This window comes from Meishania litoralis (genome assembly GCF_042611095.1).
Lineage (GTDB): Bacteria > Bacteroidota > Bacteroidia > Flavobacteriales > Flavobacteriaceae > Meishania > Meishania litoralis.
In genome coordinates this window covers 353994-379542 of sequence record NZ_JBHFPV010000001.1, presented here as the reverse complement: position 1 = coordinate 379542, position 25549 = coordinate 353994, and the positions used below count along the sequence as shown (strand labels likewise).

Here is a 25549-nt window from a genome sequence, read left to right as displayed (position 1 = left end):
TATGATAAGTTAATATGATGAATAGATTTTTTGAAACGATAATATTAGTAGGGCTTTGCTTGGTTGCTTTGGTTTCCTGTGAAAATGAGGCCATTGAAGAACCGGCCCCGAATATCGTTCTGTTCTTGGTCGATGACATGGGATGGCAAGATACCTCTGTTCCTTTTTGGACTGAAAAAACGGCATTTAATGATCGGTACCATACCCCGAATATGGAACGTTTGGCCAAAGAGGGCATGAAATTTACCCAAGCCTATGCCACCCCGGTCTGTTCCCCGACGCGGGTAAGTCTGATGACGGGAATGAACGCTGCACGGCATCGGGTGACCAATTGGACTTTAAAGAAAGACGTTATCCAGCCGATGGAAGTGAATCATCCGCAACTTGAATTCCCAAGGTGGAATGTCAATGGAATGAGTCCTGTAGCAGGCGATTCCCTGGCTGTTTACGCCATGCCATTGCCCCAGGCTTTGCATGACGTTGGTTACTTTACGGTCCATGCCGGAAAAGCGCACTTGGGGGCAATCGGTACCCCTGGCGAGAATCCGTTGAACCTTGGTTTCGATATCAATATTGCGGGCCACGCCGCAGGTGCCCCTGAAAGCTATTTGGGAACCGAAAATTTTGGCAACGGAAAAGAAGGAAAGGAAATATGGGCCGTCCCCGGCCTGGAAAAATATCACGGTAAGGATATTTATTTGACCGAAGCCATTACGCAAGAAGCGTTAAAGGCTTTAGATTCGGCCGTAACCGTGCAGCAACCCTTCTTCCTTTATATGGCCCATTATGCCGTTCATACCCCGATTATGGGCGACGATAGGTTCTTTCAAAAATATCTAGAAAAAGGACTGGATTCGATCGAGGCCAAATACGCATCGATGGTTGAAGGTATGGACAAAAGTTTGGGCGACATCATGGATTTTCTTGAGAAAAAGAACATCGGTGAGAATACGATCATTCTCTTTATGTCCGATAATGGAGGATTAAGCGCTCATGCCCGCGGTGGGGAGCCACATACCCATAATAAACCTTTGGCCAGTGGCAAGGGCTCGATGTATGAAGGCGGTATTCGTGAGCCGATGTTGGTCAAATGGCCTGGGAAGACAAAACCTGAATCGGTAACCGATTATCAGGTAATAATCGAAGATTTCTATCCAACGATTATCGAAATGGCCGGTATTGACAGTTTACAGACGGTTCAAAAAATTGATGGTGAAAGTTTTACCGCTGTCCTAAAAGGAGAGCATGAGTATGCCGGTACAAGACCATTGATATGGCATTATCCGAACGAGTGGGGCGTTACGGGCCCGGGAATCGGCGCCGCAAGTACGGTGAGAAATGGCGAGTGGAAACTTATATATTTTCATGCCGACAGGCGTATTGAACTATATAATATCGTAGAAGACATTGGCGAATCAAAAAACCTTGTAGCCGATAATCCTGAAAAAGCAAGAGAACTGGCCCAACTATTGACGAATCGTTTGAAAGATATGAACGCACAAATGCCTATCGACAAGGTTACGGGCGAACACGTGGTTTATCCGATTGAATTGTTTTGAAAACCTGAAACTACAAGAATGATAAAAAAGCTATTTCTATGCACTTTATTGGTGCTTGGTGGATTTTGTAGGGCGCAAGAATCTGACGACCCTATTGATTGGCTTCTAGATAATGACCATTACAAAGCTGCCATCGATATGATGGATGGTGATATTGTTTTGGGTAACGGTCTGGTCGAACGACGGATCAAGATCGCACCGAATGCGGCAACCGTCGATTTTAGAAATTTGGTTACGGGAGAGGTAATGCTGAGGAGTATAAAACCTGAGGCCGAGGTTACCATCAATGGGGAGACCTATGCGATTGGCGGGCTGACAGGACTTCCGGAACACGGGTATCTTCTGGAAGAATGGTTGGATGGCTTGACTTCAATCGAGGATGCGTTCCAATATAAAAGCCATACCGTTAGGGGCATGCTTCCCAAAATTAAATGGAAGGGAACCAAACGATATCATACCGCGGAAAAAACAATACCCACTGGCAAAGAGTTGATCCTTAGTTTTGAACGTGACACCGGTGAAACAAGGGGAGTTTTGGTCAAGTTGCACTATGAGATTTATGATGGGATCCCTTTGATCGCAAAATGGATTACCGTCGAAAATAAATCAGGCAAGAACATCACCATAGATAGTTTTAAAAGTGAATTATTGGCATTTCCAGAAGTCGAAAACCCAGTGGAAACACCACGTGAATGGAAACGGCCCAATATTCATGTCGAAAGCGATTATGCCTTCGGTGGGTTTACCTCGGGCGAATCGAATGTGACCACTTTTTGGGAAGTCGATCCCGAGTATACTTCCCAGGTGAACTGGAAAATGGAAACACCGTGCCTTTTGGAAAGTAAGTTGAAAATTGGTCCCGATGCGGCTTTGAAATCCGGCGAGGTATTCGAAAGCTTCCATACCTACGAATTGTTGTTGAATGGCACCGATAGGGCGAGAAACGCCCTGTCGATCAGAAAAATGTATCGAACCTTGGCCCCATGGGCGACCGAAAATCCGATTTTCATGCACTTGACCACGACCGATAGCGATGCCGTGAAATCGGCAGTGGACCAATGCGTTGCGACCGGATATGAAATGGTGATTCTAAGTTTCGGCAGTGGCCTTGATATGGAAGATACTACGGCAACGAATATTTCAAAATTTAAAGAATTGGCCGACTACGCCCATGGCAAGGGGATTGAATTGGGCGGGTATTCATTGTTTTCGAGCCGAAAGATCCACGATTCGGTAGACGTCATCGATAAGGATACCGGTAGGCCCGGGGGTGCCAAATTCTTGAACGCCCCTTGTTTGGCTTCGCAATGGGGCAAGGATTACTTTGAAAAACTACGATATTTTTTAGACAAGACAGGGTTTGATCTATTGGAGCATGATGGTCCGTACCCTGGCGATTATTGCGCTTCGACAACGCATACCCACCATAAGGGCTATGAAGATTCACAATGGGTGCAATGGAACATGACCAAACAATTCTACAACTGGTTAAGGGAGAAGGATATTTATCTCAATGCCCCCGATTTCTATTTTTTACAGGGGTCGAACAAATGCGGTATAGGCTATCGCGAGGTAAATTGGTCGCTTCCGAGAGATCAACAGATTATTTTGGGGAGGCAGAACATTTATGATGGCACGTGGGAAAAGACACCATCAATGGCTTGGACCTTCGTGCCGTTGACCGAATACCATGGCGGAGGTGATGCGGCGACCCTTGAACCCTTGCGGGAACATTTAGACTCTTATGAGGCCCATATGGTTCAGAACTATGGTTCAGGTGTGCAGGCATGCTATCGAGGGCCTAGATTATTTGATTCGGAAATAACCAAGGCCTTGGTCATCGAACAGATTGCCCATTATAAAAAGTACCGTGATATTTTGAATTCCGACATCCTTCATTTAAGAAGGCCGAACGGGCGATCTTGGGATGGTTTTATGCATGTAAATCCTGATTTAAGGGAAAAGGGGTTCGTACTACTTTTCAACCCCACTAAAAATGAGATCCGAGAGAACATAAAAATTCCCTTATATTATACGGGGTTGGTAGACCGAGCATCTGTATCCGATCGGCAGGGCAAGGCTGAAGTACTTGAATTGGATCGAAATTTTGAAATAACATTGAATGTTCGAATACCCGCAAAGGGTTATTCCTGGTACATTATAGAATAAAAAATCATGAAGAATAAGACTTTGTTTATCGCAGCCTTGGTAGTGTTTTCATTCGTTTCTTGTACCAAAGTGGAACCCCCGAAACCCGTCGGCCCTTTGCCAGCGGAAAGGCAATTGGCTTGGCATGATCTACAATATTATGCTTTTGTGCACTTCAACATGAATACCTTTACCAATATGGAATGGGGCACCGGAGGTGAATCTCCGCAGCAGTTCGACCCAACGGAATTGGATACAAGGCAATGGGCTAAAGTGGCCAAGGAGGCCGGCATGAAAGGTATAATCATCACGGCAAAACACCATGATGGATTTTGTCTGTGGCCGACCAATACTACGGAGCATTCCGTTAAAAATTCACCATGGAAAGATGGTAATGGAGATGTAATAAAAGATTTGTCTGAAGCCTGTGCGGAATACGGATTGAAATTCGGAATCTATTTATCACCTTGGGATCGTCATGACAAGGATTATGGTAACCCCGAATACGTTAAAAAATTCCATGAACAGCTGCGGGAGCTTTTGACGAATTATGGTGAGGTCTTCGAGGTTTGGTTCGATGGTGCCAACGGAGGTTCCGGCTATTATGGCGGTGCCAACGAAACACGTAAAATCGATAACAAGACCTATTACGAATGGGATACGGCCGAGGCCATAGTGCGCGAGCTGCAGCCCAATGCCGTTATTTTTAGTGATGGCGGCCCCGATATTCGATGGGTTGGCAACGAAGAAGGATGGGCGAATGAGACCAATTGGAACATCATGCGGCGCGATGAGATATATCCTGGTTGGCCACGCTATGTAGAACTGCGTTCAGGGCATGAAGATGGCACCCATTGGTTGCCCGCCGAGGCTGACGTTTCCATTCGACCGGGTTGGTACTATCATCCGCGAGAGGACCATCAGGTCAAATCTTTACCGATTTTACTCGACATATACTACCGATCAATTGGTAGAAATGCCAACCTTCTACTTAACCTTCCTGTAGATACCCGCGGTTTGGTACACGAGGAAGATGTCAAACAATTAATGGCCCTAAAAGAACAATTGGGCAAGGATTTTGCCAATGAACTAGCACAAGGCAAAACCGTTAGTGCCTCTGATGAAAGGGGCAAAGGGGGGCATTTTGGGGCACAAAATGTAAACGATGGCAATTCGGAGACCTATTGGGCGACCAATGATAGTATTTCGCGCGCCATGATAACGATAGATTTAGGTGGGCCCACCGAGGTGAATCGAATCATTATCCAAGAATATATTCCATTGGGGCAGCGCGTCAAACGTTTTATTTTAGACGCCGAGGTCGATGGTGAATGGGTCGAAATCGACGGACAGACCACGGTCGGTTACAAGCGTATTTTGCGTTTTGATACTGTTGAGGCCACAAAAATTAGGGTGAACTTTTTAGATGCCAAAGGGCCTTTGGCCATATCGAGTATTGAATTGTACAGGGCACCGAACTTGCTGACCGAACCGGTTGCCAAAAGAAACCGAGAAGGTACCATATACTTATCGGTTCCCGATAAAAATGTTGATATACATTATACCCTTGATGGTTCAGACCCGACCAAGGAATCGAATAAGTATGAAGCGCCTTTATTGATCAGTGGGCCAACTTCGGTAAAGGCGATCAGTGTAGATCCCGATAATGGTCAACAAACGGCACCTGCTGAGTATTATTTTGATATTCCGAAAAAGGATTGGAAGGTATTTTGGACCTCTTCCGGTAATCTGGAAGATGCACATAAAATGATCGATGAAGATCCCTATACGTTTTGGGCCACTGATGAAGGTGTCAATGTACCGCAGGAAGTAATAATTGACCTAGGAAAGGTCTACGGCCTTAAAGGATTTTCGTATTGGCCGATCCAAGAGCGTTATCCCTTTGGTATAATTACAAATTATGAATTTTTGGTAAGCACCGATAACAAGAATTGGAAACCTGCCGCCAAAGGCGAGTTTGGCAATGTAGTGAACAACCGGATCGAGCAGACCGTTCATTTTGACGTTACCAAGGCGCGATATGTGAAGTTAAGAGGGGTTACGGTAGATGGTGATGATTTAAGGGCATCATTTGCCGAGATTGGCATAATTACAGTGATGGAGTAAGGTTTGATAGCTTAGGCTTACACCTATCGGTTTTAAATCAATGTGTTGAATGAAACGTAGAAATTTTGTCGCGCAGCTCGGGATGGGATCCATGACCACAATACTTCCATCGACCGTATTGTCTTTTAGACCTGGCGCAAGTCTAGGTAATTCTGCTGAAGTACTGCGTTTCGGAATTGTGGCCGACGTACACAAAGACTTGATGCCCGATGCCGATCAACGGCTGCAGAAGTTTATTGGCGAAGCGGGGCGTAAAGAAGTTGATTTTATTGTTCAACTCGGTGATTTTTGTATGGCCGATCCCAAGAACGTTCCGTTTCTTGAAATTTGGAGAGCCTTCAAGGGGCCAAAATACCATGTTTTAGGTAATCATGATATGGATAGGCATTCGAAATTTCAGGCAATGGAATTTTGGGAAATGCAAGATCCATATTATTCTTTTGATTTTCAAAACTTTCATTTTATCGTACTTGATGCAAACTTTTTATACCAAGATGGGAAGTTTGTAGATTATGATAATTCAAACTTTTATGTCGAAGATAAGTATCGCACATATATAAATAATGAGCAGATAGCATGGTTCAAAAGTGATTTGGAGGGTACCGAACTGCCAACGATCGTTTTTTCTCATCAGAGCCTATGGCATTATCAATGGGGTGTGAAGAACCGCCTTTCACTACAAAAAATATTGGAAGCCAACAGCGAAAAGGTTGTCTGTTGTATGAACGGTCACAATCATATCGACTTTCATCATCGTCAGAATGGCATAGATTATATTGAAATCAACAGTATGTCGTACCAATGGATGGAAGATAAGTATCGAAATACCGATCGTTTTCCCGAGGCATTGTACAAAGAGTATAAATGGTTGCCGAATTTGGCACCGTACATGGACCCTCTGTATGCTTTTGCCGAAATAGACCCACAGGGCACGATGCGGATAGAAGGAGTCAAAAGTCAATGGATGGCCCCGTCACCTTATGACATGGGTATGCCCAAACCTGTATATGGCTCTGAGTATTCCGCAGAAATCTCAGATTACGAATTGCGCTACCGATAGTGTATCTTCCACTAGATGGAATGATTATTTGGCCGTCCACCCTCCGTCAACGGTCAACATCGACCCGACCATATAGCTACCGGCATCACTGGCCAAGAAAAGGGCCGCTCCTTGAATTTCGCGCAGTTCGCCCCAACGCGCCAAAGCCGTTGCACCGACGATAAAGTTTTTGGCCTCGGGGGTATCCGCTATCGGAATGTTCATCTCTGTCAAAAATGGACCTGGGCATATGGCATTTACGTTAATATTGAAAGGTGCCAGTTCCAACCCTAAAGATCGGGTCAATTGTACCACGGCACCCTTGCTTGTTGCGTAGGGGGTTCGATTGGCCAACCCAACGAGGCCCAAAGTACTTGCCATATTGATGATTTTACCGCTTCCCTGTTTTTTCATTTGTGGGACCACGGCTCGGGAAACGTTCCAAGTGCCATCGACATTGACCTTCATTACTTGGTTGAATTCGTCAGGTTTCAATTCATCGATGGCTCCACGTATGTTGATTCCGGCACTATTGATCAGTATGTCCAACCGCCCAAACTCAGCTATAATATTTGAAACTACTCTTTCTACTTCGGGTAAATCGGTAACATTCGCAGCATAGGCTTTTGCCTTGATGCCATAGTCTTCGGACAATTGTCGGGCGGCTTCCTCACCTTCGTCAAGGTTTCTGTTCAATAGGGCGATATCGGCACCGGCCGACGCCATTCCGGCGGCCATTGCGTAACCGAGGCCCTTCGAGCCGCCCGTAACAAGGGCGCACCTTCCCTTTATTTCAAACTGCTTTATTCCGGGGAGTAATTCTTTCTTCATTTTATGTGTTTTGTAATTAATTCAAAAATGGTACGAAGCCTATTTTAATTCGTCTTGTATATGGAAAAAGTACATTAAACTTCAAAAATTTGACTATTTGAACCCTAAGTGTCGTTTCGCGTATTCCAATGAAGTGCGATTGTTCTCGACTTCCAATCGTAATTGCTCATCGCTGGGCTTGTTAGACACGGTGGGCAAGGGTTCTTTGGTCTTGATACTTCTTATACCGCGAAGGTATTTTCCCAGGTCCCGTGCAGAGATTTGGTCGAAAGTCGCCCAATACTTTTCGGTAAGACAGGGAATTTTCAGCGGATCTCGGGTAATCATTTCAAGGTTGAACCGAATATCGGGGTTATGTTTTTTGATGTTCTTTATCATACCCTCGATATCGAGATAGCCATCCCCCAAATTGACCTCCGATAATAAGAAGCCGTCTTCATATTCTTCTACGGCCATATCTTTTAGGTGCACGGAAATGGAATATGGGGCCAATACTTCGACCACGTGCATAGGGTCTTCCAAAAGTGAGATATTGTTTCCGGTATCCAAGGTAACCCCGATCCATTCACTGCCCAAGCCGTTCAATATTTTGACAAATTCATTGGCCCGCCAGTCCTTGTGGTTCTCGACGGCCAATTTCACCCGATGTTTTCGCATGATGGGTTCTGCCCTTTGCATTTCTAGAATAGATGCTGCCTTGAATTTCAAAAAATCTTCCATTGAATCAAAGGTTTCGTACCGTCTGCCCGAAAGGCACGCCGTTCTGAAAATCTCGATTCCCGTTTCCTTTGCATTTCTTACTTCTTCCTCAAAACGTGCGACATCATCATCTGATTTGGGCAAACGAATCTGTGCCTCTAAAAAAATATCAAGTTCTTCCTTGCGCTTTCTCACCTTCTTCGCGAACGTGGCGTTCCATCCCCCGACGCCGGTCTGAACACCACCAAACCCCAGTGAGGCACAGTGATCTATTATTTCCATCGCATTGGCGAAAGGAGGGTAAAGTTTACTTTCGATATTTCTGTACCGTCTCATCATATAGGAGGCATCGGCCACACCGAACCTCATTTCTGCAAATGTTGGTGAAAGATGGGGAAGGGCCGGCATGGTGGCAAGCAAAGCCGTTGCAGAGGAATTCTTAATAAACGTCCTTCGTCTCATTTTCGATATTTCAACGGTTTTTCAAATAAACGCTATTAAATGTAGCAAAAGATTATCAGATCTACGGACAATTCACATAAATCATCGGATATGTAAAAAATTAGCAAGATTTCGATTTTGTAAACTCCTTTAAAGATGATACCTTGATTTCCGAATTTCCATAAGTCGATTTGTGGAAGTCGATGATTTATTTTATGGAAGAAAAAAAAGACAAAAAACTGAGAAGCGCCGATTGGTTTAGTCCTGAAGACCCAAAATCTGCCTTTATCCATCGTTCCTGGATGCGCAATCAAGGATTGCCTACCGACTATTTTGAGGGTCGCCCGGTAATCGGAATATGTAATACGTGGTCCGAACTTACCCCTTGCAATGCCCATTTACGGGATTTTGCCGAGTTTGTCAAGAAAGGCGTGCTTGAAGCGGGCGGAGTTCCTTATGAATTTCCGGTGACCAGTTGTGGGGAGATATTGATGCGGCCAACGGCCATGCTCTTTCGAAATTTGGCAAGTATGGATACCGAAGAGAGTATACGCGCCAATCCGTTGGATGGTATTGTACTTTTGACCGGCTGCGACAAGACTACGCCCTCTACCGTAATGGGGGCCTGTAGCGTAGACTTGCCCACTATCGTGGTGCCCGGTGGGCCAATGTTGAACGGAAAATATAAGGGAGAGCGTATCGGTTCGGGTACTTTTGTCTGGCAGTTGAAAGATAAGATCAAAAATGAGGGCTTTACGCCCGAAGACCAGATCGAGGCCGAAATTTGTTCGGCTCGAAGTGCCGGACATTGCATGACCATGGGTACCGCATCTACGATGGCCTGTATGGTCGAGTCTTTAGGACTCACACTTCCGGGAGCCGCGGCGATTCCGGCGGTCGATTCGCGTAAAAAGGTGATGGCGCAACTCTCGGGCAGGCGAATCGTCGAAATGGTCAAAGAAGATCTTAAGATATCAAAAATATTGACCAAAGAGGCTTTTGAAAACTCCATTAAGGTGAACGCCGCAGTGGGGGGCTCCACAAACTTCATCATTCACTTACTTGCCATTGCGGGCAGGGTGGGGGTCAAGTTGAATCTTAAGGAATTCGATACCCTGGGAAGCAAGATTCCGCTTTTGGTCAACCTGATGCCTTCGGGGTCTTACCTGATGGAAGATTTTTTCGATGCCGGTGGATTACCCGTGGTCATCAACGAGATGAAGGAACACCTGCATCACAATGTCATCACGGTAAACGGCAAATCATTGGTCGACAATAACGACGGCGCGGAATGCTATAACGATGAAGTCATCGCGACCCTTGAGAAACCTTTTATGGAAGAAGCCGGGATTGCCGTTCTTTATGGAAATCTTTGTGAAAATGGCGCTGTAATCAAACCATCCGCGGCAACTCCAGAACTTATGACCCATAAGGGTAAGGCGGTTGTTTTTGAGACCATCGAGGAATTTTTACAGACCGTTGATGATCCTGATCTTGAGATTGACGAGAACAGTGTAATGGTACTCAAAGGGGTCGGACCCGTAGGGTACCCCGGTATGGCTGAGGTCGGTAACATGGATCTTCCCGAAAAATTATTAAAAAAAGGAATCAAGGATATCGTGCGCATTTCGGATGGCCGCATGAGCGGTACCGCTTTTGGTACCGTCGTTCTACATGTTTCACCAGAATCGTCGGTGGGTGGGGTATTGGCATTGGTGAAATCTGGAGACACCATCATATTGGACGTCCCCAATCGTAAACTCCATTTAGATGTCGATGAAACCGAGCTAAAAAAACGAAAGGCGGAATGGGTTCCGCCGAAACCCCCGGTGGATAGGGGCTATACAAGTCTATATACAAGAACCGTTCAACAGTCGCATCTGGGTGCCGATCTCGATTTCCTTGTCGGCAAATCAAGTTCTAAGGTGACGCGCGACGCACATTAAAAACCAACCTATGTTAGCCATTTTATTACTAGTATTAAGTGTACTCTTTATTATTCTTTTGACCGTCAAGTGGAAGGTACATCCGTTTTTGGCACTTCTCGGAGCAGCACTGTTCTTTGCACTTTTTTCGGGAATGGGATTGGATACCATTGTTCAATTGGTCAATGACGGATTCGGGATTACATTGGGAAAAATCGGCATCGTTATCATCTTGGGTGTCATCATCGGTGCCTTTTTAGAGCATTCTGGCGGTGCCTATAAACTGGCTGAAGTGGTCTTAAGGATCATTGGTAAGAAAAGGGTCCATGAAGCCATGGGTATCGTAGGTTTCATTGTTTCGATTCCTGTATTTGCCGACAGTGGTTTCATCATTTTGAACCCGTTGAACAAAAGCTTGACAAAAAGGGCAGGCCTTTCGATCGTGGGTACCGCAACGGCCCTGATTTTAGGTTTGATGATAACCCATGTGTTGGTGCCGCCGACCCCTGGACCCATAGCCGCCGCCGGAATTATCGGGGCCGATGTGGGGTTGGTCATGCTGGTAGGGCTGGTGGTCGGTCTGTTGTCATTGATCGTTGCCGTTGTCTACTGTAAAAAAGTGGGACAGAAAACGTATATCGATCCCAATCCTGAAATCACCGATGAGGTCATTGCCGATAAAATGAAACAGGCCCCGAGTGCCTTCAAATCGTTTTTGCCGATATTGATACCCATTTTGCTTATCGTGGGAAAATCGATCATGGAATTTAGTTTGGTCGAGGGAGCCGAGGTATCCGGTCTCATGAAGTTTGTTTCTTTTATAGGGTCTCCCGTCATGGCTTTGATTATCGGTATGTTTTTATCCTTTCTATTGCCAAAAAAGTTTGATCAAGAAATGCTTTCCACCTCCGGGTGGGTCGGTAAGGCCCTTACCGATGCATCGAACATCATATTGATTACCGGTGCCGGTGGTATTTTTGGCACCATACTTCAGAACAGCGGAATTGCCGATGTTCTGGCCGAGGCACTTTCGGGGGCCAACCTCGGTATTTGGCTTCCGTTCCTGCTCTGTGCCGCGATCAAAACCGCTCAGGGATCATCCACGGTAGCCTTGATAACGACGGCCTCCATTGTGGCACCGTTATTAATGACCATGGGTTTTAGTACCGAAATCGATAAGGCACTTGTAGTTGCCGCGATCGGGGCGGGGGCAATGGTGGTTTCGCATGCCAACGATAGCGGCTTTTGGATTTTGACCCAATTCTCGGGTATTGATGTCAAGACGGGCTATCGCGTTTACACCTTGGGCACTTTGGTGGTCGGTATTTTTGCGGCATTGATGATATATATTGCTTCCTTCATCCTTTAGATTTTAAATGGCATGAACCATCGAATAGTACCGAAACCGAGATTGTCAGTATTCATATTGTTCGGACTCGTGGTGCTGACGCTGGGTTGTGCAGATGAAATAGAGCCTTCCCCTCCCTTAACGCCCGAAGAAGCATTGGCATCTTTCGTGCTAGCCGATGACAACCTTCAAATTGAATTGGTGGCTTCAGAGCCCTTGGTCCAAGACCCGGTGGCAATGACGTTTGATGAAGCCGGTAGGTTATGGGTGGTCGAAATGCTTGGTTTTATGACCGATATCGACGGTACCGATGAGCAAGCCCGAACAGGTAGGGTATCCGTATTATTCGATGACGATGGCGATGGTAAGATGGACAGGGGCAGTATTTTTTTGGACAGTCTGGTGCTACCTCGCGCAATTGCCCTGGTCAAGGGTGGCATTCTGGTTTCGGAAAATATTCCCCTATGGTATGCACAGGATACCGACGGTGATTTTAAGGCCGATTCAAAAGTTCTTATCGATTCGACCTATGGGGGTTCGGGTATGCCCGAACATTCCGCGAACGGACTCTGGCGCGGGTTGGATAATTGGCTCTATAATGCCAAATCAAAATATCGCTATAAGCGGGTTGGCGATAAATGGATCAAGGACGAGACCGAGTTTCGGGGCCAATGGGGTATCGTACATGACGATGCCGGTCGTTTGTTCTACAATTACAACTGGTCACAGCTTCATGGTGACCTGGTGCCACCCAACGCACTGCTGCGCAACAAGAACCACACACCCTCCAGCGGTATTGACCATGGGTTGACCTTGGAACGGGAAATATTCCCCATTCGAAGCAATACGGCGGTCAATCGCGGTTATGTGCCGGGCACTCTGGATGCACAAGGACGTTTATTGGAATTTGCATCGGCCTGTGGCCCTTTGGTGTACAGGGGCAATGGCCTACCGGATAATTATAACGGAAATGCCTTTGTATGTGAGCCTACGGCAAATTTGATCAAGCGGAACACGATTATCGAAGAAGGTTTTATGTTGAGTGCCAAAGGGATTTATGATGATCGGGAGTTTTTGGCATCGACCGATGAACGCTTTAGGCCCATTTCCATGGCTTCCGGCCCTGACGGCGCCCTGTATGTTGTCGATATGTACAAAGGCATCATTCAGCACGGCCCCTATATGAGCGATTACCTCAGACAAGTGACTTTGGAACGAAAGCTTGACAAACCCATCCATATGGGCAGGATCTGGCGGATAACCAAAAAGGGAAATACCGATAATAAAATTCCTGATTTGTCCGAGGCGGATTCCAAGGAATTGGTAGCATTATTGGGAAATCGTAATGGTTGGATCCGTGATACCGCCCAACGAATATTGGTGCAAAAAGGCGATTTGATAGCCGATGACTTGGAGGAAGTTCTGGAAAATGGAAATCCCCTGGCGCAATTACACGCCCTATGGACTTTGGAGGGCTTGGGGCTCATAACGCCCGAAGTATTACTGCCTGTTTTGGATACCGGCGACCCAAGAGTGACGGCGACCGCATTGAGATTAATGGAGAACATGGAGTCGAACCACGTCGATGTGAAAAGGGAGTTGGAAAAATTCTCGGTAGACCGTTATGAAAAAGCCCATCCTTATTTGCAAATGCAGATGGTACTTGCGAGCCACAGAGTCGATTCAAAAACGGCCCTCGAGACCTCAAAAAAGTTTTTAGCACGTTTCGGTCATTTACCGGTCGCACGAGATGTGGTGATGAGTTCTCTGCAAGATCGTGAACTTGAGATGCTTACAAGTATTTTGCAAAACGGGGCATGGGAAAAATACGACCAAAAGAATGAGATTTTTGTGGAAATGTTGGCAACGGCAATTGCCAACAGTGAAAAAAAGTCCGATTTCACTGTGTTGTTGAAGATTGCCGAAGGCAATGAACATGAGGAACCTGAATGGTTGGCACCGGCCGTGGTAAATGGTATCTTGAACGCTCGGGGGCACAATGATTCGGGTAAGATCTTGCTTGATTCAGAGGCCGCAGTATTAAGGCGAAAAGGTGTTTCAGAGGCCCTTTACAAAAAGTTGGCATGGCCCGGAAAGCCAAAGGAAGAAGTTGTCGAAGCTACGGGTTTTGAAGTCGACAGTGACATATATGCCACGGGCAGACAAAAATACCTGAACCTTTGTGCAAATTGTCACGGCACCCAAGGGGAGGGTATGAAACGTTTTGCACCACCCTTGAAAGGTTCTGAATGGGTTTTGGGGGAACAATACAAATTGGCCATGATTCTATTGCACGGTATGGAAGGTCCGGTAACGGTCAAAGGAAAACTTTATGATATTCCCGATATTTTACCGAGCATGCCCTCGTTCTCCACCTTGCAAAATGAAGATATTGCGGCCATTGCCACATACATAAGAAATTCATGGGGCAATTCTGCAAGTCCATTGGAAAGCAGGACCGTGGGCGGTATACGTTTTCGAACCCAGGGTCAGATCACACCATGGAAGGCAAGTGAACTCGACACTTTACGTTTTAATATCGATTTATAGTAAAACTCCTCCATTAGAGCGGTATCTCGCGGTACAAGACCTTCATGATAAAGAATATTGTCATGGCTATCACCAAGCAGCTAAGGGCGGCGATGGTATCTTCCCTTTCAAGACGATTTTTTAGTTTAAAATATAGAGTCTTCATAGAAAAAATTTTTCCTACAAAGTTCGATACGGATTAAGTTTTTTGAATAAGAAATCGGTAAAGGCTAGTAAACTTGGTTTAAAAGTATATAGGGTTTTACTTAACGAATAATACTATGTATTGGTCGATCAATTGCAGAAGACTAGGATTTTTTTTGGTCGGCAATACCATAAATGTTAAAAATACCCGCCTATTTAGGCGTTTTGTTGCCTACATTTTCTTGGCTATTGCGCTGATCGTTATCCGTTTGAATAACAGACATAAAAATCCGACCAACTAGCATTAGAAGTGCAAAAAGAAATAATAGTAATATACCTTGATCGTTCGTGAAGTTCTCTATCCCCATATTAGAAATCCATTAAATATTGAAACCTGGCCACAAGATTCTTTCGGATCTTGGCCAAAGCCATTATATAACAATAATTCGTGTGGGGTAATTAATAAAGAAAAAATGAAAATAGGGAAAAGGAACTTAATTTCCAAAATCATTTCCCAAATAAAGAAAAGGTTTCAAAATCTAGCACCTGCAGGTTCAAAATTTGGCCCATCGATCTTGAGGTTACAAACCCCTTACTTCGCAAGCTCGCAATTTCCCCCCGGACTCACGACCATGCTCCATAAAGGGTTTTAGCTAATGGTTTATTTTTTGTTGGGCATGATTTTCTTCAATAAAAGGGCGCTATTCTTATGATATTTAAGGTTGAGCATCAGTAAATGATCCAGTTCGATCTTGGTGAGGCCAAAATGGTTACGAACATACTCCAGTTGCTTTTGGCTAAAGCCTTCGCCCCAAGATTGCCTCAACACATCGCTATTCTGATTCATGTAATGGTTTATTGCCATAAAACTAGTGCGGGGTCATTTTGGGCACAATACCTATTGATGGGTATTTCGAATAGTTTTTTGTAAGAAAAAATGTACACATTGCAGCAAGCCGTATTTTTTGGAATAAAAATCTTTACGGCCGATGGGAAGAAAACTGTTAAAAGTTTTTAGATTTAGAGGAAAGACGAGTTGAGCATCTAAAATACCTATCAATGGGGATTTCTTGAAAATTATTATTCCATCAAATTTGACCGAACCAAGAAAAAAAATAAAAAATGGAAACCAAAGAACTTAAAAATTTTAAGAAAATCTCCCTAAATGTTGTACTGACCGACCCAGATAGATATCAATTAATTTATGCAAGTCAATTATACAGCACTTTTTTTGGCGTAGCCGGAAAATTCAAGGTAGAAAATGATAAATTGAAGGAGATTGACATATCACTTGTAAACTACAAGGGTGCCTATAATTTGGGTTTGCTTCAAAAAACTGAGGATTCGTGGAATTGCCAAAATGGCGTTAATGGCCAATTATGCCTTCATATCAAGGCAAATGGGGGGCTACATGGTCACAGAACAAATCAAAATATAAAGGTGAAGTGCGACACTGATATTAAAAATCTGAAGGATATGATGGTCAGCCGTGAGCTATACCCTATCTATGATAATATACCTTCTGACTTTGAAGAACACCTACATCACCCTATGTTCGATTCAGAATTCTATGAACGTGATGGAATAGCGATTAGGAAAAGAGATAGGCTTGACAATCAATTTAAACCTAACACTGTGGGCAAATGCAAAAATTCATTGGTTTACTTTCTAAAGTAAATCTTAGAAAAGCTTACATATTTCTAGTTTTGTGCGTGCCAGGTCTGTGTTTTTCAAATTCAGATCTGGAGCTTTTTTTTCGTTGCCTTAAAGTGATGGATTACGAATGCGCTTCCCATAAAATCGAAATTCAACGAGACGAAGAACTTTCGAACCCTATTGAGGTACTTTTGAAAATAGTGCAGTTTCAAGAGTCTCAACACTTTGATCAAGGTTTACCGAAAACTTCTTCAATTGACAGCACGATTACACATTTGATCATTGGGCATAATGAGCTATTAAAAGAAAATTATTCCTCCATAAAATCATATGAAGCCTTTTCACGTGCCCTGAACATTTCGAATACCATTGGTAACAAAGAACTTACCAAATTTTGTATTATTAGTATCCTTCAACTGCTTCGCAAAGAAATTTTTATCGGAAGTCGTCAATTTGAAATATATCTCAATCAATTTAGAGATTTGATAGACAGTAGGGATGATGAAATCATTTTGGCCTATTTTGATGTGGTCTTTTCCTCAAAGGAAAATGAAGATTTGACCGTTGACGAAGGATATGCAAAAAAAATGGAAAAGCTGGACATGTATTTCGAGCACTTGCCGAGAACGCACCCCTATTTTCCATATTACGCATATGAGAAAGGGGCCCAGTTTAAATTGGGCGATGCGTACGGTGAGGCGACGACTTGGTTCAAGAATGCTTTGGACTATTGCGATAAACCGCATTTGAATAATTTAAAGAGTACGTTATATTGGCAGCTTTCGCATAATTATCTATTAGGTGGAAATCTGCAAAACGCTGAATTTTATTTAAGACTCTCCGAAGAATGGTCCACGGGCCTAAGGGGCCAATTCTATGACCATCGACTTAAGGCATGGATCCTGGATGCAAAAAAAGAGTTCGATTCGGCCTATTATTATTTGAACAGCTCGGTGGAACTGGAATATAAAATGGGCGCAAAGAACAATACCTTGGAAACGGCCCTTTTATCGGTAGAAAACGAGACCGAAAAATTGAAACTCGATAAACTGCAATTGGACAACCGTCGAAAAACCAACCAAAACTATTTGATAATGGCATTGGCCCTTTTAGCAATCGGAACAACTACTGCGGTCTTTCTTCAAAAAAACGCCACCAGAAAACGCCAATTGGCCGAGCAAACGGCCCTGCTCGAACAGCAAAAAGTAGCGACCCTGCTCAAAGAACAAGAACTTGTGAGTATCGACGCCATGATAGCGGGGCAGGAAAAGGAACGCCAAAAGGTCGCGAACGAACTGCACGACGACCTGGGCAGTTTGATGGCCACCGTAAAACTGCATTTTGACAACGTGAAGGTCGATGAAAAAGACCCCGCCATGAAAAAGGCGCAAGACCTGCTCGAGAAAGCCTACCAAAAGATCCGCGGTATGGCCCATGCCAAGAACTCAGGGGTGATGGCCAACCAGGGGCTGCTGCCCGCCGTACAGAAAATGGCCAAGACCATCAATGAAACCAATGCGCTGCAAGTTACCGTAGAAGATTTCGGACTTTCAGACCGTATGGAAAACTCCCTCGAGCTGACCCTTTTTCGGATCCTGCAAGAACTGGTGGCAAACATCATCAAACATGCCAAGGCCACTCGGGCCAATATCCAATTCACCCAACACGAAGATAGTTTGAACATCATTGTCGAAGACAACGGCAAGGGCTTCGATATGTCGGCCGTGCGTCGCAACGATCATGGCATGGGCCTTGGTACCATCGAAAAACGCATCGAACATTTAGAAGGTAGCTTTACGGTCGATAGCGTACCGGGCAAGGGCACCTCAATCTTAATCGATATACCCGTATGATCACCGTAACCATCGCCGAAGACCACCAAGCCCTGATCGATGGGATCCAATCGTATCTTGAGTACGAAGACGATATCACGATCGTGGGGCATGCCAATGACGGGCAACAGTTGTTGGCCATGATCGCCAAGCGGCCTCCGAACATCGTACTCTGTGACATACGAATGCCCAAGGTCGATGGCATTGAGGCTACCAAGATCATTCAAAAAGAATACCCGAATACTAAGGTTATTGCCTTTACCATGTTCGACCAAGAAGAGGCTGTACGCCAAATGCTTGATGCCGGTGCGGTAGGCTATATTCTCAAAAACTCATCGTTGCAGGTGGTGTTAGAAGCCATCAGAACGGTGGCCGGGGGCAAGACCTATTTCGACAAAAAGATCCATTTGCCCACGGGCGAAAAGAACCGATCCAAAAGTGTGCTCTCTTCGCGTGAGCGCGAAATACTGTTGTTGATCGCGCGCGGCAAGACCTCGCATGAAATCGCTGATGAACTCTTTATCGGTAAAAGCACCGTCGATACACACCGCAAGAACATGATCCGTAAACTGGGGTTGAGTGGGGCGGGGGAGTTGCTTCGGTATGCGTTGGAGAAAAAGTATGAGTTTTAGTAAACACTTCAATTTTTAAAATACACAATGGAGCTAGGCTCCATTTTTAGTTTGCAAACCTTTTATTTTCAAGTATTTAGTTAAAAATACCTATTTGTGGGGATGGTTTGATAAAAAATCTCTATTTATTTTTAGTAAAATATTATTGACATGAAAATTGTACAGCAGATTAATTTATCCATTTGTTTTTTGGTAACACTTTTTAGTTTAGAGATGGGTCAGGCACAATCGAAAGTAATCACCGCAGGTGAAGTAATTTCTGAAGTAAACAAATCTATTAATGAGAGCAAAGCAATCATTCAAGAATCTAATTTGCCTGATTTGAAGACCGTTGAAATTGTTTTGGAAACGACGCATAAAAAAATTAATGATGGGTCAATTAAAATATTGGTATTCACCTTCGGGAAAAAGAGGGAAAAGAAGGCAACAAAAAAGATGACTTTTGTTTTTGAGCCAAAAGCAGAAGCTAAAGAATTAGGCTTTACCGATTCACTCTCCAAAGCATTGAGCGATGCTATCGTTCAAGCTGCGGAAGCCTTAAAAACCATCAATGACGACGGCAATATTTTGAAACCAAAATCTACCACTATAGAGTTAGGGTTTTACATAACTGATTCCAAAACAGGTGGTCTGTCATGGGATGTTCTGCCAATTTCGGGAAGTGTAACCGGTAAATTCGATAGATCTAGAACAGGATTCCATTCGGTAAAGCTTGTATTTGGAAACAAGTAGCACTTCTAGAGCTTGGAATGAGAACCTATTTTAGGTCGGTTTTATTTTTTTTTGACACTTAGATTGCTCTTTCTTGATATAAATGTTCTTGAAATCCGATAAAGGTTTCTCTAATCGACTTTATATCTCCTAATTCCCTCTTAGCATCTGCAATCGCTTTGTATTTTAGTTCCAATAAGTCAGGAAGTTTAGAATCATCCAATTCGTTAACGCCTTCTTTTACATACTGCTCCAATACAAAATTCAAGAACTCTTGTTGTTTCTGATTGTAGTCGTTCAACTGAATTTTTGCTCTTGTTGCACGTTCTAATCTCGGTACAAGGTCTTTGTGATAAGCTACATAACTCAATACATCAAAAAGGTCGCTATCTTCTCCGTGTATCAAGTTTCTCAAATCTTCCAATTTCGAATTTGTATATCCTTTTTCGCTTAATTCAGTCAACAGTTTTTTTCTTGTACTTGGCAAACTCCAAATCTTGCGTAATTCGCTTTCGCTTTTGAAGAATTCAGGTAAGTCGCCAAACAGTTGTTCTATAAATTCCGCTGACGAAATTGGTTTTCCTGTTGGACTCCAAAAAGACGTTTTTATCATTGAATCAATTTCCCGCACTTTATTGTGCGACAACTTAACCTTAATCATTTGCCTTGGTGGTGTTTCACAAACACAAGGAATATTATCACATTCAGGACAAGGTTCTGGTTCAGGTCGTTCACAAACGCATGGTCTTTCACCACAAATATTACAAGGTCTTGGTGTTCCTCCGCGTGTTGGTGGCTCAGGTTCTAATGGCTCACCATCCCATTCTGGGTCTTGAAAATGATTGTGAGCATTTACAAAATCAAAAATTGTGAAATAGTCTTTGCCATCAAAAAGGCGAGTTCCTCTACCAACTATTTGTTTAAACTCTACCATTGAATTTACAGGACGCATCAAAACAATGTTTCTAATTTCAGGTGCATCAACTCCTGTACTCAATTTTTGAGAAGTCGTTAAAATGGTTGGAATACTCTTTTCGTTGTCTTGAAAGTCTCTTAAATGTTGCTCTCCAATTTTTCCGTCATCTGCGGTAACTCTGTGGCAGTAGTTCGTATTCCTGCTTGTTGCATACTGATTTATTAAATCTCTAACTGCTGCTGCATGAATTTGAGTAGCACAGAAAACCAATGTTTTCTGATTTTGATTGATCAAATCCATAAAGAGTTTTACTCGATATTCTTCTCTTGCTTTTATCTCAATAATTCTATTGAAATCGGCTTCTGTATATTTTCGTCCTTCTTCAATTTCGCCTTCCACTTCATCATCAGAAGTATAGGTGTAATCGTCAATGGTCGTGTCAATTTCTTTGACTTTGAAAGGCGTTAAAAAACCGTCATTGATTCCATCTTTCAGTTTGTAGCTGTAAACTGGGTCACCAAAATAGTCGTAAGTATCTCCGTTTACATCTCTTTTTGGTGTAGCTGTTAATCCCAATTGAACAGCAGGCGAGAAGTAGTCCATAATGGCTCTCCAAGAACTTTCGTCATTGGCTCCACCTCTATGGCACTCGTCAATGATTATAAAATCGAAAAAATCTGCTGGATATTCTCCAAAGTATGGCGAATCATTAGGACCGCTCATAAAGGTTTGGAAAATGGTAAAAAAGATACTTCCGTTTTTAGGTATGCGACCTTTCTTTTTTATTTCAGAAGGCCGTATCCGAACTAATGCATCTTCATCAAACGCATTGAACGAGTTAAATGCTTGGTCTGCTAAAATATTACGGTCTGCCAAAAACAAAATTCTTGGTGCTCTGCTTGCATCACGTCTTAAATTCCATTTGGCATGAAATAACTTCCAAGCAATTTGAAAGGCTATGGCTGTTTTTTCTGTTCCTGTGGCTAATGTGAGTAAGATTCTATCCTTTTTCTCTGAAATAGCTTCTAAAACTTTGGCAATCGCATTTTGTTGGTAGTATCTCGGTTGCCAAGTTCCGCCTCTGTCTTCAAATGGAATGGCAAACAAACGTTCTTTCCAATTGGCAATTTCAATTTTGTAATCTTCTTTTGGTGTTGGGTAGGTCATTTCCCAAAGTTCATCAGGTGTTGGATATTTTGATACATCACCTTCTGTACCTTCTTGCATGTCCACACCGTAAACCTGCAAACCATTGGTACAATAGGTAAACCTAATATTTAAACGTTCAGCATAATCTTTGGCTTGCTCTAAACCTTGTGTGTAATAGTCACCTCGTTTTTTGGCTTCAACAATTCCAATACGTCTGTTTTTGTACTCCAACACATAATCTGCAAACAAAGGTGTGGCGCGTCTATTTTGACCAATGAGACGACCTTTAGTAATAGGAAACTCCAAACGCAAACGACTGCCTTCTACAATACCCCAACCTGCCTCACGCAAAGCAGGTTCTATTAAATCGTGTTTGGTTTGTGCTTCGTTCATTTGTTTGCATTGTAGCTCCAGAGGAGCTTGATATTAATAGCTATTATAATGTTATTTTATAAGCTCCATAGGAGCGGTATTAATTATCCGTAAAAATATAATCCAATTTATAATCAATTTCATAAGCCTTTAGGAAATCAATATATTCTTCTTTAAATGTTTTTACGCTATGATGTTTTTCTTGATTCTTAATATAGTTTATAACATCATTGACTCCAGATTGGCTTACCGTAAATGCTCCAAAACCGGTTTGCCATTCAAATCTTCCTTTTACAAGCTGTTTCTCATTAATCCATTTTGATGAATTTGCTTTTACATCTCTAACTAAATCGGATAGATTACATGTTGGTTTTGTTCCAATCAATAAATGAACATGATTTGGCATGCCATTGATAATCATTAGTTTTTGATTTTTATTGGAGATTATTCCCGAAATGTATTTGTATAATTCCGATTTCCATTTTGTGGCAATAAGATTACCTCTACCTTTTACGGCAAAAACAATATGAAAATATAATTGTGTATAGGTATTTGCCATTTTAATATTTCGCTCCTCCGGAGCTTAAATTTGATACGTTGTAATTTTCTGCTATTAGTATTTTGCCACGCTGTGGCATTCGTATTTCTTGCTCTTTTTGTGCTAGTCGTTTTTCATTGATGGCATAACCATCTACTAAATATTGTTTTAAAACACTATTTGCCCATATTCTAAAAGCAGTACCTTGCTTAGAATTTACCCTGTAGCCAACAGATAAAATAGCATCGAGATTAAAAAAATCTACTTGATAGGTTTTACCATCAGAAGCAGTTGTTGCGTTTTTTGCAACAACTGAATTTCTTTGTAATTCTTTGGTTTTGAAAATGTTGTTTAAATGTCTGGAAATAATGGATTTATCCCTATCAAATAACGTAGCTATTTGGTTAAGATTGAGCCAAACAGTATCCTTTTCTAACTGAACTGAAACTTCAATTTGATTGGTATCGGATTTATATATAACTATTTCGCTCATATTTTTACTTATTCAACTTGTGCCATTTTTACAGGAGTTGCTTTATTTCATTATCAATTCTTCATTATCCATTATCAATTGTTTTGTCAACTCACCCGAAAATGCTTTCTGTAAAATGGATTTTTTGAGTTCTTCGAGGTTTGCGTGTTTTTGGTTGTAGTGTTCTTCAAGGTTTTTCAATTCTAAATTTAAATTTTCTATAATATCATAGAATCTTTCTTGTTCCTCAAAGGAAGGATAATTTATTATCTGCTTTTTAAATAATTTATGTGTAATATCGGGCTGTGCTGCTTTTGAAGCTAAACCAATGATAATATTTGTAAAAGCTTCATGTTGTAACCACCAAAAAAGGTAATTTTTTGAAAGTTCTGGAATTGGTTCTACTTTAAATGAGTTGTTATGTAATATGCCTTGCCTGTTTCTGAAAACTAATCCTAAAGAGCCTGTTCTTGTATAAATTAAATCTCCAATATTTACCTTTGATTTTTCAGGATACCCTGTTTCAGAAACATACTGCTCTTCTGTATTGTTTTTTAAATCTTTAATTCTTAATAAAGGTAAATCACTTTTCTCTACAAGTAAATGTTTTGTTTTTGCATTTATAGCCAAACCTTGATTTAATTCACAAACCTCTCCCAAACTCTTCTCCTCCCAACCATCACCATCTTGCCCTGAGCTTGTCGAAGGGTGGCTAAAAATTTCATTGAGTTTAGACTGAAACAACTCCTTCGCATTTTCAATGTTTTTCTCAATATTGGCTTGGGCTTGGTCTATGGCTGCAAAGGCTTTATCGAGTAGGGCTACGATTTGTTTTTGTTCGGGAAGAGTTGGGATTGGGATTTGCAGATTGCCTAACTTCTTAGCATTAAAACCGCCTTGAGCACTGCCAGATATTCCAGCTTCTACAACTTTCCAATATGAATCAGATTGAAAAAATAGATATAAAAATTCAGGTAATATTTTTTCTATTTCTGTTTGAACTCTAATCAAATAGGAGGCAAAAACTGCTTTAGGAGGAGATTTAATTAAATAACTTTTACCCGTTGTAGCTCCAGTTCGAGCAAAAACTATGTCTCCATACTTCAATTCATATTTTTGAAAATCATCTAATTTTGGACAAGTAGGAACTGTACTCCAATCGACATTTCCATCTTGAATATCAGTTATTCTTAAATATCTAATTCCATTTTAAACATTTTTTGTTTTTGCTGTATGACCATACATTATCTTGGAAATATCCCCCAACTTTTTCATTTCCCAACCTTCCCTCATATCAACTCTTTAATTTGGTTAATAATACTAACAGAAGCCGTTTCCAACTTAGAAAACGCAAACCATTTTTTACCCAAGTCTTTAAGGCTTGCACCTATGTGATAGACTTCGGTTTCATCAATTATTATAAAGCGGTCATGTGCTTTAGCAAACGGTATGGTTTTAAAAGTTGGGTATTGTGTATTAGCCTTATCTATATCTAACTGCAATTTTTTGCTAATGGTTTTACTTAATAAAGTTACCGCCACGTTTTTGTGTTTTTTGGTGAGCTGGGTAATTACGGTATCGTCTATATAGTTATCTATAAGCACAATACTGCTTTTTGCTTTTTTAATCAACCCATTTACAAAATCGTAAGCATCGTAGGTTTGTCCGTTAAAGAAAATGCCTTGTTTGTCTTTTATGCTTGGTGCTTCTAATGCTTTAAAAACTTGCTCAAATTTTTGGTTGGTTTCTAGTTTATGTTGTGTAAAATCTGATGATAGTTGTAATAATTGCTGGTGGTTGCCAATGGTTTTTCGCATTTGTACAAAAGCATTCATTATTTGTATGCTTACTTGTATGGCCACTTTACTACGCAAAACAGCCGAAAGCATACTTACACCCTGCTCGGTAAATGCATAAGGGTTGTTGCTAGAATGTTTTAATTTTTTAAACCGGTCGCAATTTGCGACCAGTTCATTTTTCTCATTGTTAGAAAGTTGAAATCTAAATTCTTTAGGAAAACGCTCTATGTTTCTTTTTACCTGCTCATTTAATCTCTTTACTTCCACTTCGTACATTTCAGCCAAATCACTATCAAGCATTACTTGTTCGCCTCGGAACGTAAAAATTCTATTTTCTATCAAAATTAAATTACTCATATTAGCTCCTTAATCTGATTTATAATTTTAATCGTTTCCTTGTCAAGATTCTCCATTTCCTCCAAAATCTCTCTAGGACTTCTCAATGGTGCTTCTTCTGGTGTGTTTGGGTTTTTAGGCGAAAGGTCGAGCGTGTTTTCGTCTAAATCGTTCACATTAAAGAGCCACGATTTTTCAGTCTCCGTTTGTGTTTTGCTCATTGCCACAAACTCTTCCATATCGGTATCATTCAAAGGATTGGTTTTTCCCATGTTTCTACCTGCATCTAATTGGTAATACCAAATGTTTTTGGTGGGTTCGCCTTTTTGGAAGAACAAGACTACTG

Annotated in this window: 21 protein-coding genes; 11 read left to right on the top strand and 10 right to left on the bottom strand. The window is 42.3% G+C overall.

The annotated features are described in order from the left end of the window. The first annotated feature begins 14 nt into the window (after positions 1-14). Genes ACEZ3G_RS01715 through ACEZ3G_RS01700 form a run of 4 tightly spaced genes read left to right on the top strand, consistent with a single transcriptional unit; the run spans position 15 to position 6894 of the window. Positions 15-1559, top strand: coding sequence for a sulfatase (locus tag ACEZ3G_RS01715; protein WP_432423752.1), 1545 nt, complete (start codon positions 15-17; stop codon positions 1557-1559). An 18-nt stretch (positions 1560-1577) separates the two neighbouring features. Beyond that, positions 1578-3728: an alpha-galactosidase gene (locus ACEZ3G_RS01710; protein ID WP_432423751.1), complete on the top strand. Its 2151-nt coding sequence runs from the start codon at positions 1578-1580 to the stop codon at positions 3726-3728. 6 nt (positions 3729-3734) lie between these two features. Beyond that, positions 3735-5834, top strand: a complete 2100-nt coding sequence (locus ACEZ3G_RS01705; RefSeq protein ID WP_432423750.1) for an alpha-L-fucosidase — start codon at positions 3735-3737, stop codon at positions 5832-5834. 49 nt (positions 5835-5883) lie between these two features. Next, on the top strand, positions 5884-6894 hold the full coding sequence (locus ACEZ3G_RS01700; protein WP_432423749.1) for a metallophosphoesterase family protein: 1011 nt from the start codon (positions 5884-5886) through the stop codon (positions 6892-6894). Positions 6895-6918: 24 nt separating this feature from the next. Here ACEZ3G_RS01700 and ACEZ3G_RS01695 read toward each other — a convergent pair whose 3' ends face one another. Continuing rightward, positions 6919-7704, bottom strand: coding sequence for an SDR family NAD(P)-dependent oxidoreductase (locus ACEZ3G_RS01695; RefSeq protein WP_432423748.1), 786 nt, complete (start codon positions 7702-7704; stop codon positions 6919-6921). A 93-nt stretch (positions 7705-7797) separates the two neighbouring features. Next, entirely contained in the window at positions 7798-8865 is a 1068-nt protein-coding gene (locus ACEZ3G_RS01690) for a sugar phosphate isomerase/epimerase family protein (RefSeq protein WP_432423747.1), read from the bottom strand. A gap of 194 nt (positions 8866-9059) precedes the next feature. Here ACEZ3G_RS01690 and ACEZ3G_RS01685 point away from each other — a divergent pair, with 194 nt between their 5' ends. The 3 genes from ACEZ3G_RS01685 to ACEZ3G_RS01675 are packed head-to-tail and all read left to right on the top strand — an operon-like array spanning position 9060 to position 14667. Further along, entirely contained in the window at positions 9060-10790 is a 1731-nt protein-coding gene (locus tag ACEZ3G_RS01685) for an IlvD/Edd family dehydratase (RefSeq protein WP_432423746.1), read from the top strand. Positions 10791-10800: 10 nt separating this feature from the next. Beyond that, positions 10801-12138, top strand: a complete 1338-nt coding sequence (locus ACEZ3G_RS01680; RefSeq protein ID WP_432423745.1) for a GntP family permease — start codon at positions 10801-10803, stop codon at positions 12136-12138. Positions 12139-12150: 12 nt separating this feature from the next. Next, on the top strand, positions 12151-14667 hold the full coding sequence (locus tag ACEZ3G_RS01675) for a DUF7133 domain-containing protein (protein WP_432423744.1): 2517 nt from the start codon (positions 12151-12153) through the stop codon (positions 14665-14667). Positions 14668-14680: 13 nt separating this feature from the next. Here the strand turns inward: ACEZ3G_RS01675 and ACEZ3G_RS01670 are convergent, their stop codons facing one another. Both ACEZ3G_RS01670 and ACEZ3G_RS01665 read right to left on the bottom strand, forming a co-directional pair. Further along, on the bottom strand, positions 14681-14812 hold the full coding sequence (locus ACEZ3G_RS01670; RefSeq protein WP_432423743.1) for a hypothetical protein: 132 nt from the start codon (positions 14810-14812) through the stop codon (positions 14681-14683). Positions 14813-15451: 639 nt separating this feature from the next. After that, entirely contained in the window at positions 15452-15637 is a 186-nt protein-coding gene (locus tag ACEZ3G_RS01665; RefSeq protein WP_432423742.1) for a hypothetical protein, read from the bottom strand. Between the two features lie 275 nt (positions 15638-15912). Between ACEZ3G_RS01665 and ACEZ3G_RS01660 the strand changes: the two genes are divergently transcribed. The 4 genes from ACEZ3G_RS01660 (at position 15913) to ACEZ3G_RS01645 (ending at position 19642) form a co-directional block, all read left to right on the top strand. Continuing rightward, entirely contained in the window at positions 15913-16467 is a 555-nt protein-coding gene (locus tag ACEZ3G_RS01660; protein WP_432423741.1) for a hypothetical protein, read from the top strand. A 95-nt stretch (positions 16468-16562) separates the two neighbouring features. Continuing rightward, entirely contained in the window at positions 16563-18299 is a 1737-nt protein-coding gene (locus ACEZ3G_RS01655; protein ID WP_432423740.1) for a sensor histidine kinase, read from the top strand. Beyond that, a complete protein-coding gene (locus ACEZ3G_RS01650; protein ID WP_432423739.1) occupies positions 18296-18910 on the top strand; it encodes a response regulator in 615 nt (204 codons plus the stop codon). Before ACEZ3G_RS01655 ends, ACEZ3G_RS01650 begins: the two co-directional genes overlap by 4 nt. Before the next feature lie 150 nt (positions 18911-19060). Continuing rightward, on the top strand, positions 19061-19642 hold the full coding sequence (locus tag ACEZ3G_RS01645; protein ID WP_432423738.1) for a hypothetical protein: 582 nt from the start codon (positions 19061-19063) through the stop codon (positions 19640-19642). A gap of 58 nt (positions 19643-19700) precedes the next feature. On the opposite strand, the gene hsdR is transcribed toward ACEZ3G_RS01645, so the two are convergent. The 6 genes from hsdR to ACEZ3G_RS01615 all read right to left on the bottom strand — a co-directional run bounded on the left by hsdR (position 19701) and on the right by ACEZ3G_RS01615 (position 25541). Next, positions 19701-22079, bottom strand: coding sequence for an EcoAI/FtnUII family type I restriction enzme subunit R (gene hsdR, locus ACEZ3G_RS01640; protein WP_432423737.1), 2379 nt, complete (start codon positions 22077-22079; stop codon positions 19701-19703). Positions 22080-22158: 79 nt separating this feature from the next. After that, positions 22159-22617, bottom strand: coding sequence for an IS200/IS605 family transposase (tnpA, locus tag ACEZ3G_RS01635; protein WP_432423736.1), 459 nt, complete (start codon positions 22615-22617; stop codon positions 22159-22161). A 1-nt stretch (position 22618) separates the two neighbouring features. Beyond that, positions 22619-23089: a virulence RhuM family protein gene (locus tag ACEZ3G_RS01630; RefSeq protein WP_432423735.1), complete on the bottom strand. Its 471-nt coding sequence runs from the start codon at positions 23087-23089 to the stop codon at positions 22619-22621. 42 nt (positions 23090-23131) lie between these two features. Further along, positions 23132-24247, bottom strand: coding sequence for a restriction endonuclease subunit S (locus ACEZ3G_RS01625; RefSeq protein ID WP_432425131.1), 1116 nt, complete (start codon positions 24245-24247; stop codon positions 23132-23134). Positions 24248-24357: 110 nt separating this feature from the next. Beyond that, positions 24358-25224: an ORF6N domain-containing protein gene (locus ACEZ3G_RS01620; protein ID WP_432423734.1), complete on the bottom strand. Its 867-nt coding sequence runs from the start codon at positions 25222-25224 to the stop codon at positions 24358-24360. Further along, complete coding sequence (locus ACEZ3G_RS01615) at positions 25221-25541, bottom strand: hypothetical protein (RefSeq protein ID WP_432423733.1); 321 nt, start codon at positions 25539-25541, stop codon at positions 25221-25223. Before ACEZ3G_RS01615 ends, ACEZ3G_RS01620 begins: the two co-directional genes overlap by 4 nt. Positions 25542-25549 lie beyond the last annotated feature (8 nt).

Coding starts and splice junctions, on each gene's coding strand:
- ACEZ3G_RS01715 (WP_432423752.1), top strand. CDS start 15: ATGATGAATAGATTTTTTGAAACGATAATATTAGTAGGGCTTTGCTTG.
- ACEZ3G_RS01710 (WP_432423751.1), top strand. CDS start 1,578: ATGATAAAAAAGCTATTTCTATGCACTTTATTGGTGCTTGGTGGATTT.
- ACEZ3G_RS01705 (WP_432423750.1), top strand. CDS start 3,735: ATGAAGAATAAGACTTTGTTTATCGCAGCCTTGGTAGTGTTTTCATTC.
- ACEZ3G_RS01700 (WP_432423749.1), top strand. CDS start 5,884: ATGAAACGTAGAAATTTTGTCGCGCAGCTCGGGATGGGATCCATGACC.
- ACEZ3G_RS01695 (WP_432423748.1), bottom strand. CDS start 7,704: ATGAAGAAAGAATTACTCCCCGGAATAAAGCAGTTTGAAATAAAGGGA.
- ACEZ3G_RS01690 (WP_432423747.1), bottom strand. CDS start 8,865: ATGAGACGAAGGACGTTTATTAAGAATTCCTCTGCAACGGCTTTGCTT.
- ACEZ3G_RS01685 (WP_432423746.1), top strand. CDS start 9,060: ATGGAAGAAAAAAAAGACAAAAAACTGAGAAGCGCCGATTGGTTTAGT.
- ACEZ3G_RS01680 (WP_432423745.1), top strand. CDS start 10,801: ATGTTAGCCATTTTATTACTAGTATTAAGTGTACTCTTTATTATTCTT.
- ACEZ3G_RS01675 (WP_432423744.1), top strand. CDS start 12,151: ATGAACCATCGAATAGTACCGAAACCGAGATTGTCAGTATTCATATTG.
- ACEZ3G_RS01670 (WP_432423743.1), bottom strand. CDS start 14,812: ATGAAGACTCTATATTTTAAACTAAAAAATCGTCTTGAAAGGGAAGAT.
- ACEZ3G_RS01665 (WP_432423742.1), bottom strand. CDS start 15,637: ATGAATCAGAATAGCGATGTGTTGAGGCAATCTTGGGGCGAAGGCTTT.
- ACEZ3G_RS01660 (WP_432423741.1), top strand. CDS start 15,913: ATGGAAACCAAAGAACTTAAAAATTTTAAGAAAATCTCCCTAAATGTT.
- ACEZ3G_RS01655 (WP_432423740.1), top strand. CDS start 16,563: ATGGATTACGAATGCGCTTCCCATAAAATCGAAATTCAACGAGACGAA.
- ACEZ3G_RS01650 (WP_432423739.1), top strand. CDS start 18,296: ATGATCACCGTAACCATCGCCGAAGACCACCAAGCCCTGATCGATGGG.
- ACEZ3G_RS01645 (WP_432423738.1), top strand. CDS start 19,061: ATGAAAATTGTACAGCAGATTAATTTATCCATTTGTTTTTTGGTAACA.
- hsdR (WP_432423737.1), bottom strand. CDS start 22,079: ATGAACGAAGCACAAACCAAACACGATTTAATAGAACCTGCTTTGCGT.
- tnpA (WP_432423736.1), bottom strand. CDS start 22,617: ATGGCAAATACCTATACACAATTATATTTTCATATTGTTTTTGCCGTA.
- ACEZ3G_RS01630 (WP_432423735.1), bottom strand. CDS start 23,089: ATGAGCGAAATAGTTATATATAAATCCGATACCAATCAAATTGAAGTT.
- ACEZ3G_RS01620 (WP_432423734.1), bottom strand. CDS start 25,224: ATGAGTAATTTAATTTTGATAGAAAATAGAATTTTTACGTTCCGAGGC.